Origin of the sequence: Polaromonas sp. (assembly GCF_030689685.1) — a bacterium.
Taxonomy (GTDB): Bacteria; Pseudomonadota; Gammaproteobacteria; order Burkholderiales; family Burkholderiaceae_C; genus Polaromonas.
Map to the genome: position 1 here is coordinate 89,207 of NZ_JAUYEY010000010.1, position 7,913 is coordinate 97,119.

General features: G+C 63.6%; 8 protein-coding genes. All 8 read right to left on the reverse strand.

Translation table 11 applies throughout. The annotated features are described in order from the left end of the window. Positions 1 to 42: 42 nt before the first annotated feature. The 8 genes from Q8O29_RS03195 to Q8O29_RS03230 all read right to left on the reverse strand — a co-directional run bounded on the left by Q8O29_RS03195 (position 43) and on the right by Q8O29_RS03230 (position 7,728). Positions 43 to 843, reverse strand: coding sequence for an enoyl-CoA hydratase/isomerase family protein (locus Q8O29_RS03195; RefSeq protein ID WP_305560610.1), 801 nt, complete (start codon positions 841 to 843; stop codon positions 43 to 45). After that, positions 843 to 2,021 (reverse strand): acyl-CoA dehydrogenase family protein, encoded by a 1,179-nt coding sequence (locus tag Q8O29_RS03200; protein WP_305560611.1) that lies wholly within the window; start codon positions 2,019 to 2,021, stop codon positions 843 to 845. Before Q8O29_RS03200 ends, Q8O29_RS03195 begins: the two co-directional genes overlap by 1 nt. 34 nt (positions 2,022 to 2,055) lie before the next feature. After that, positions 2,056 to 3,645 (reverse strand): acyl-CoA carboxylase subunit beta, encoded by a 1,590-nt coding sequence (locus tag Q8O29_RS03205; protein WP_305560623.1) that lies wholly within the window; start codon positions 3,643 to 3,645, stop codon positions 2,056 to 2,058. Positions 3,646 to 3,713: 68 nt separating this feature from the next. After that, positions 3,714 to 4,682 (reverse strand): SDR family oxidoreductase, encoded by a 969-nt coding sequence (locus Q8O29_RS03210; RefSeq protein WP_305560612.1) that lies wholly within the window; start codon positions 4,680 to 4,682, stop codon positions 3,714 to 3,716. Further along, a complete protein-coding gene (locus tag Q8O29_RS03215) occupies positions 4,679 to 5,404 on the reverse strand; it encodes a TetR/AcrR family transcriptional regulator (RefSeq protein ID WP_305560613.1) in 726 nt (241 codons plus the stop codon). Before Q8O29_RS03215 ends, Q8O29_RS03210 begins: the two co-directional genes overlap by 4 nt. Positions 5,405 to 5,592: 188 nt before the next feature. Beyond that, positions 5,593 to 6,366, reverse strand: a complete 774-nt coding sequence (locus Q8O29_RS03220; RefSeq protein ID WP_305560614.1) for an enoyl-CoA hydratase — start codon at positions 6,364 to 6,366, stop codon at positions 5,593 to 5,595. 47 nt (positions 6,367 to 6,413) lie between these two features. Beyond that, positions 6,414 to 7,007, reverse strand: a complete 594-nt coding sequence (locus tag Q8O29_RS03225) for a 2-hydroxychromene-2-carboxylate isomerase (protein ID WP_305560615.1) — start codon at positions 7,005 to 7,007, stop codon at positions 6,414 to 6,416. A 1-nt stretch (position 7,008) separates the two neighbouring features. After that, a complete protein-coding gene (locus Q8O29_RS03230; RefSeq protein ID WP_305560616.1) occupies positions 7,009 to 7,728 on the reverse strand; it encodes an SDR family oxidoreductase in 720 nt (239 codons plus the stop codon). Positions 7,729 to 7,913: the final 185 nt, after the last annotated feature.

Below are 7,913 nucleotides of genomic sequence, written 5' to 3' on the forward strand. Positions count from 1 at the left end.
CTCTGCGAGTTGCGGTATTCGCCTTCGGAACGGCCGGGCGGCTCATGCCGCCCACCCCGGCTTGCGCTTGCCGGCAAATGCCGCCAGACCTTCAGCCGCCTCCGGGCTGCGCAAATTTGCTACAAATTTAATAGCTGCTTGCACAGACAGGTCATGGGCTACAGGCCTATTTAGCATGTAAAGCAAGGCCTTGGTATGGGCCACGGCACCGGGGGCGGCGCGGCGCAGGACGCGGATGCGCTGCGTCACCGCAGCCTGCAAATCAGCGGCGACCTCATCGACGAGACCCAGCGCCAGCGCCTGGTCTGCGGCGAGTTTTTCGCCAGACAGCAGCAGCCGGCGTGCCGCGCGGTCGCCGAGCCGGCGGTGAACAAAGGCGGCGATCTGGGCCGGCACCACACCCAGCGTGACTTCAGGCGCCGCAAACACCGCCGTTGGCGTGGCCAGCACAAAGTCGGCGCAGCATACCAGGCCCAGGCCGCCACCCATGGCCGGGCCATCGACGGCGACCAGCAGCATCTGCGGTAAGGCGCACAGCGCGGTCAGCAGCGCACCGAAACCGGCATTCATCGCGATCAGCGGGTCGGCCTGGCCGGCAGGCAAGGCCTGGCCTATCGAGGCGGCGAAACCACCGAGGCTGCCGCCAGCGCAAAACGCACCGCCACTGCCCTGCAGCACCACAAACCGCACGGTGTTGTCGGCAGCAACACGCTCGCAGGCCTGGCGCAACGCGGCCACCACCTCGTCCGTCAAGGCATTGCGCGTGGCCGGGTCATTCAGCGTCCAGCACTCGACCTCGCCGGTGCGGGTGATCTGCAGCTTGTCGGTCAGGTTGCCGTCCATCAGGCTGCGGGCTTCCGGGTTTTGGACAAGCCCATGGTTTTGGCAATGATGCCCATCATCACCTCGTCGGCGCCGCCGCCTATGGACGCCAGCCGGCCGTCGCGGTACATGCGCGCCACCTTGTTCTCCCAGGTGTAGCCCATGCCACCCCAGAACTGCAGGCAGGTGTCGGGCACCAGGCGGTTCAGGCGCCCGGCCTTGAGCTTGGCCATCGACGCCAGTTCGGTCACGTCCTGGCCCTGCACATACAGCTCGCAGGCACGGTAGGTCATGGCGCGCAGGCTTTCGACCTCGGTTTTCATCTCGGCCAGCTTGAACTGCACCCACTGCTGGTCCGCCAGCGTGGCGCCAAACAGCTTGCGCTCGTGCGCCCACTCCACCGTCCAGGCCACACAATTGCCCAGCGACTGTAGGCAACTGGCTGCGGCCCAAAGCCGCTCTTCCTGAAACTGCATCATCTGGTACATAAAGCCCGAGCCTTCGGCACCAATCCGGTTGTGTTGCGGCACTCGCACCTCGTCAAAATAAATCAGACCGGTGTCGCTGGCGTTCATACCTATCTTCTTGATCTTTTTGCCGACCTCAATACCCTTGCGCAGTTTGCCCTTGTCACGCATGGGCACCATCACCAGGCTCTTGTTTTTGTGTTGCGGCCCGTCGCCGGTGTTGACCAGCATGCACATCCAGTCGGCCTGCAGACTGTTGGTGATCCACATCTTCTGGCCGGTGATCACATAATCGCCTGCGTCTTTGCGCGCATGGCTTTTGATGGCCGCCACGTCGCTGCCGGCGCCCGGCTCACTCACGCCTATGCAGCCAACCGTGTCGCCGGTTATCGCCGGCGCCAGGAACTCGCGCTTGAGTTCATCGCTGCCGAAGCGTGCCAGCGCCGGCGTGCACATGTCGGTCTGCACACCGATGGCCATCGGCACGCCGCCGCAATCGATATGGCCCAGCGCCTCGGCCATCGCCACGCCGTAGGAATAGTCCAGGCCCGCGCCGCCGTATTCCTCGGGCTTGGTCAGACCCAGCAGGCCAAGATTGCCGAGTTTTTTGAAAACTTCATGTGCGGGAAAAATTTCAGCCGCCTCCCACTCGTCCACATGCGGGTTGATTTCGGCGTCTATGAAGCGCTTGAGGGTTTTCTGGATTTCGAGGTGTTCGTGGGTGTATTGCATGGTTTTGTCTCCTGATATTTTTGTCGCTGCCGCTTCACATCCGCGCAACGCCGAACTGCATGGGCCTGAGTTGCCGCGCCTCGGCTTCGGCACACATGGCCAGACACTGCGCCAGCACCGCGCGGGTGTCGCGCGGGTCAATCACGCCGTCGTCGAGCAGCAGGCCCGAGGTGTAAAACGCGTCAGCCTGTGACTCAAACAGGGCCACCATCTTGTCGAACTGCGCCTGCGACTGCACCGCGTCAACGGCGATGCCCTTGCGCACCATGGCCGCCTCGGTGACGATCTGCATGGTGCGCGCGGCCTGCTCGCCGCCCATGACTGCAGTTCTGGCGTTCGGCCAACTGAACAGGAAACGCGGCGCGTAGCCGCGCCCGCACATGCCGTAGTTGCCGGCGCCAAACGAGGCGCCGCACTGGATGGTGATCTGCGGCACCGTGGCATTTGTCACCGCCTGGATCATCTTGGAGCCGTGTTTGATCATGCCGGCTTGCTCGCTGTCCTTGCCGACCATGTAGCCCGTGGTGTTCTGCAGGTAGATGATGGGCTGGCCGAGCTGGCACAGCATCTGGATGAAGTGAGTCGCCTTGTTGGCACCCGCCACATCAATCGGGCCGTTGTTGCTGATGATGCCGACCGCATGGCCATGAATGGACGCCTGCACACAGACCGTGGCGGCGCCGTACAGCGCCTTGAAAGGCAGAAAGTCCGAGCCGTCGACCAGCCGCGCAATCACCTCCTGCATGTCCACCGGCTGGCGCAGGTCGGCGCTCATCAGCCCGAGCAGGTCGGCGGCCGGGTACAGAGGCTCCCGTTCCTCGGGCGCTCCTGAATTGATAGCTGCTTGCGCCCGCGTGGTATGGGCTAGAGGCCGATTTGACCATGAAGTTCGGGCCAAGACCTGGCGCGCCAGCCCCAGCGCGTGACGATCATCTTCAGCCAACTGCTCGCCCAGGCCGGAAATACGGGTGTGCATCTCGGCGCCGCCCAGTTCCTCTTCGCTGGCCACCTCGCCGGTGGCCGCCATCAGCAGCGGCGGGCCGGCCAGGAAGGCGCGCGAACGGCTCCGCACCATGATCACCACATCCGACAGGCCCGGCATGTAGGCGCCACCAGCCGTGCCGGAACCATGCTGCACTGTGATGACCGGAATACCTGCCGCCGACAGCCGCGCCAGGTTGCGAAACAGCGCGCCACCGTGGACAAAACCCTCGACCCGGTAACGCATCAGGTTGGCCCCGGCGCTTTCGACCAGGTGGATAAAGGGCAACTTGTTCTGCAAGGCGATCTCCTGCACGCGCAGGATTTTGTCCAGCCCCATGGCCTGGATGGCGCCAGCCTCGATGCCGGAGTCGCTGGCCACCACCATGCAGCGCACGCCCTCGACAAAACCGATGCCAGCCACCACACCGCCGCCGGGCACGGAACGTTCTGCGTCCTGGTTGTCCTGCATGAAGCCGGCCAGCGCGCAGATCGGCAAATAAGGCGTGCCGGGGTCAAGCAGCAAGGCGACGCGCTCACGCGGCAACAATTGACCGCGTTTGTCAAACACCGGTTTCGACTTGGCCGAGGCCTGTGCCGCACGGTCTTCGAGCGCACGCAGAGCTGCAATGCGCGCGAGCATAGCTCCGCGCCGCTGCTGGGCCTGCAAGCTTTGTGGGTTCCAGCTGGATGTGTAGGCCGTCACCGCCCTCACCCCTGCCCTCTCCCAGAGGGAGAGGGAGCAAGAGCCCCGCCGCCAGTCCCCTCTCCCTCTGGGAGAGGGTTAGGGTGAGGGCGCTGCTGAAACACTTTCGGCGTCGTCGCCAGGTGAAACCCGTCAAACGGCTTGACGGCGTCACGCTGCTGCGCCTGGGCATCGGGCAGGCGCATGGGCCAGCCCATGCGCACCTGGGGCCGCGCGCCATCCACACGCAACACGCTGCCGCTGATGAAGCTGGCGCCGGGGCTCAGCAGAAACACAATCGCTGCAGAGGTTTCAGCCTCGGTGCCGAAGCGGCCCAGCGGCACGGTGTTGCGCATCTCGCGCAACATGGCGCCGGCCTCGGGCGGGTAGTGGTCCATGCCACTCGATGCGATATAACCCGGCGCCACCGCATTGATACGCACGCCGCTGTGCGCCCACTCGGCCGCCGCAGTTTCGGTGAAGCTGACCATGCCGGCCCGCGCCGCGCCGCTGTGGCCCATGGACGGCATCGAGCCCCAGATGTCGGCGACGATGTTGACGATGCAGCCGCCGTGCCCGGCCATGGCCTGCAGGTAACACTCGCGCGCCATCAGAAACCCGCCCGTCAGGTTGGTGTTGAGGACCGCCTCCCAGCCATTGGCGCTGATGCTTTCCAGCGGCGCAATGTACTGGCCGCCGGCGTTGTTGACCAGGCCGTCGATGCGGCCATGCGCCAGCACAATGGCCGCCACCGTGGCCTGCACCGCAGCCTCCTGCCGGATGTCACAGGGGTGAAAGCTGGCGCGGCCACCGGCGGCAACAATCTCGCCAGCCACATCGTGCAGCTTTTCAAGCTTGCGCCCGATCAGCACCACCTGCGCGCCCAGTGCGGCGAGCTCGTGAGCGGTGCAGCGGCCTATGCCGGAGCCCCCGCCTGTCACCACCATCACCTTGCCGACAAACAGCCCGGAGGTGAAAACAGATCGGTAACTCATGGTCGGACTCTCCTGGCGGGCGGTTTCGGGTCGTCGCCGATGAACAGGGCAATGGCCGCGTCGGTGAGCTCGTCGAGCGACGCCCCTTTTTTTGCATCAAACCATTGGGCGGACCAGTTCAGGGCGCCAAAAATCAACAGGCGCGCGAGTTTGACCGGGCAGCCCAGGCGCCCCTGTTCGCTCAGCGCCTGCAGCACCGGCTGCCAGACCGATTCGTAGTCGCTTTGCAGCTTGGCCAGAGAGGTACGCTGACGCGCCGTGATGGAGCGCGACTCGTAGAGCATGACCGGGATGAAGTCACTGCCAGGGCCTAGAAGAATATCGAAATGGTTGCGCACCAGCACGCGCAACAGGGCAGCCGCATCGGGCTTTGCGGCAGACGCCAGCTCAAGGGCCGCCGTCTGGCGCAGGGTGGCCGAGCGCATGCCCTCGTCCATCACCGCATACAGCAGCGCACCCTTGCTTTTGAAGTGATAAAACGGCGAGCCGCTGTGCATGCCGACGGCCGTCGCAATGTCCCGCGTGCTGGTGCCGTCAAAGCCCTTGCGCCGAAACAGCCGCGCCGCCGCATGGACCAGCTCGACGCGGCGGTTACCGTCGTCGCGCTCGGCCACGGTCTTGCGCGGTCGGCCACGCGGCCGCTTGTCGGGCAGCGCCACTGCCACTTCAGAGGCAGCGGGCAGGCCCACCGCCGAGCGCTTGCGCGCATGAGATGTGTCCATGGAAATCGACCATACCAAAAGTCGATATTTTTAGCAAGCAGTTGCTTTGTATAAATACAAACCCCTGCGCAAGTCGCTGATCTGGGGGCCGGCGGGGCAGGGGCTGTTCGGGCCTTCTGATTCAAGAACGCTACTGAATGAATAGCTGTTGAGGCCCACTGGTTATGGGCTGCAAGCCGATTTGGTACTTAAAGTTTGGAGAAATCTGGTTTGCGCTTTGCCATGAAGGCCCCGAAGGCTTCGCGGGCTGCGGGCTCCTTGAGCATGCGGCCAAAGCTGACGCCCTCTTCGGCCATGCGCTCGGCAACAACGCTGGCCTGGCCTTTTTTCATCAGGCGTTTGGTTTCCACCAGCGAACTCAGTGGTTTGGCCGCGAGTTTTTGCGCCTGGCGCTGCGCCAGCGCATTGGCTTCAAGCGGCGGAACAATGCGGTTGACCAGGCCCATCTCCAGCGCCGTCTCGGCCATGAAGGGCTCACCCAGAAGCAAAACCTCGGCCGCACGGGCGTAACCCATCAACTGCGGCGCCAGAAAGCTCGACGCCGCTTCGGGGCACAGCCCCAGGTTCACAAAGGGCATGGAGAAAGCCGCGTTGTCGCCGGCATACACCAGGTCGCAGTGCAACAACATCGTGGTGCCGATGCCGACAGCCGGGCCACACACCGACGCGACCACCGGCTTCGGGAAGGTGCTGATGCCGCGCAGGAAGCGAAAGACCGGCGACTCGTGGGTGGCGGGCGGGCCATTGAGAAAATCACCGATGTCGTTGCCCGCTGAAAAAATACTTTCGTGGCCCTGGATCACCACCGCCCGCACCGCAGGGTCGACGGCGGCGGCGTCCAGCGCGTCGGCCATGGCCGCGTACATGGCTGCGGTGATGGCGTTTTTCTTGTCCACCCGGTTCAGGGTGAGGGTCATCACGCCGGCGTCAAGGCTGGAAAGAATGTCTTTGAAATCGCTCATGGTGGTTCCTGAAGTGTTTTGATGGTGTGGTCTGCCGCGTCGCGTGATCAGGCGGCAAGCGCCTCGCGCACAAAGTCGAGCCTATCCTGGCCCCAGTACATGGTCCCGTCGATAAAAAATGTCGGGGCGCCGAACACGCCGCGTTCCACCGCCTCCTGCGTGATGGCCTTGAGCTTGTCCTTGACCGCTTGCTCCGCCGTCAGCGCCAGCATCGCGGACGGGTTGAAGCCCGCGGCCGCCAGCACCTCACCAACCACCGCCGGGTCATTCATGTTTTTCTGGTCTACCCATATCGCGCGATAGGCTGCATCGACGTAGTCGGCGAACCGCAGGGGCTCACTCGACTGCACACCGACCGCAGCGCGCATCAGCATCAGCGTGTTGATGGGGAAATACGGGTTGTTGTGGAAAGGCACGCCATAGCGGTCGGCGAAGCGCGCCAGATCTTCCATCATGTATTTGCCTTTGGCCGGAACAGTCGCCGGCGAATGGTTGCCGGTGGCCTGGAACACACCGCCCAGCAGGAAGGGCTTGTAGTCGATCTGGCCACCGGCTTGGCGGCACAGATGCGGCAGTTGCGTCCACGCCAGGTACGCAGCGGGGCTGCCCACATCGAAAAAAAAATCCACGGTTTTTGCCATCTCAGAATTTCTCCATGTAGGGTCGCAGGTCCAGCTCGTGGGTCCAGGCATCGCGCGGCTGCCGGTGCAGCATCCAGTAGGTATCGGCGATGTGGTCGGGATTCACAATGCCGTCCTGGTCTTTCATTGCGTAACGGTCGGGGAAATTGTCGCGGATAAAGGCCGTGTCGATGGCGCCATCGACCACCACATGCGCCACATGGATGCCGCGTGGCCCCAGCTCACGCGCCATGCTTTGCGCCAGCGCGCGCAGCGCCATCTTGGCGCCCGAAAAAGCGGCAAAGTTGGCGCTGCCGCGCAGCGATGCGGTGGCGCCGGTGAAGATGATGGTGCCCTGGTGACCGTCGCCGCCGCGCTGCACCATGCGTTTGGCGACTTCGCGGGCGTTAAGGAAACCGCCGAAGCAAGCCATCTCCCAGATCTTGAAATATTTGCGCGCGCTTTCTTCAAGAATGCTGCTGGGCGCATTGGCGCCGATGTTGAACACCAGCACCTCAATGGGGCCAACGGTGGACTCAATCTGCTCGATCAGCGCAATGACGTCCTCTTCCTTGCGCGCGTCAGACGCAAAGCCGTGGCCCTGGCCGCCTTCTGCGCGTATCTGTTCGAGCAGGGGCTGCAGCTTGTCCAGGCTGCGGCGCGTCACACACGCGGTATAGCCTTCGCGCGCAAAACGCCGGGCGATGGCACCGCCGGTGGCGTCGCCCGCGCCTATGACCAAAGCGACTTATTCATGCTCATTCTCTGAAATAGACCACTTGGTGCGTCGTTATTCCATTTCCACAACATTAGTGCAATAATATCCTCCATCATACTTGATGGAGAAAGTCATGGCACGTCCAGTTACCGGGGATGATGAGACGATCGAAATTGCGCAAATAGCGATCTCGCAAGCCACAACGATGG

What these genes read in the sequence shown, in the direction of transcription:
- Q8O29_RS03195 (WP_305560610.1), bottom strand. Translation starts at nt 843, where the DNA reads ATGGACGGCAACCTGACCGACAAGCTGCAGATCACCCGCACCGGCGAG.
- Q8O29_RS03200 (WP_305560611.1), bottom strand. Translation starts at nt 2,021, where the DNA reads ATGCAATACACCCACGAACACCTCGAAATCCAGAAAACCCTCAAGCGC.
- Q8O29_RS03205 (WP_305560623.1), bottom strand. Translation starts at nt 3,645, where the DNA reads ATGCTCGCGCGCATTGCAGCTCTGCGTGCGCTCGAAGACCGTGCGGCA.
- Q8O29_RS03210 (WP_305560612.1), bottom strand. Translation starts at nt 4,682, where the DNA reads ATGAGTTACCGATCTGTTTTCACCTCCGGGCTGTTTGTCGGCAAGGTG.
- Q8O29_RS03215 (WP_305560613.1), bottom strand. Translation starts at nt 5,404, where the DNA reads ATGGACACATCTCATGCGCGCAAGCGCTCGGCGGTGGGCCTGCCCGCT.
- Q8O29_RS03220 (WP_305560614.1), bottom strand. Translation starts at nt 6,366, where the DNA reads ATGAGCGATTTCAAAGACATTCTTTCCAGCCTTGACGCCGGCGTGATG.
- Q8O29_RS03225 (WP_305560615.1), bottom strand. Translation starts at nt 7,007, where the DNA reads ATGGCAAAAACCGTGGATTTTTTTTTCGATGTGGGCAGCCCCGCTGCG.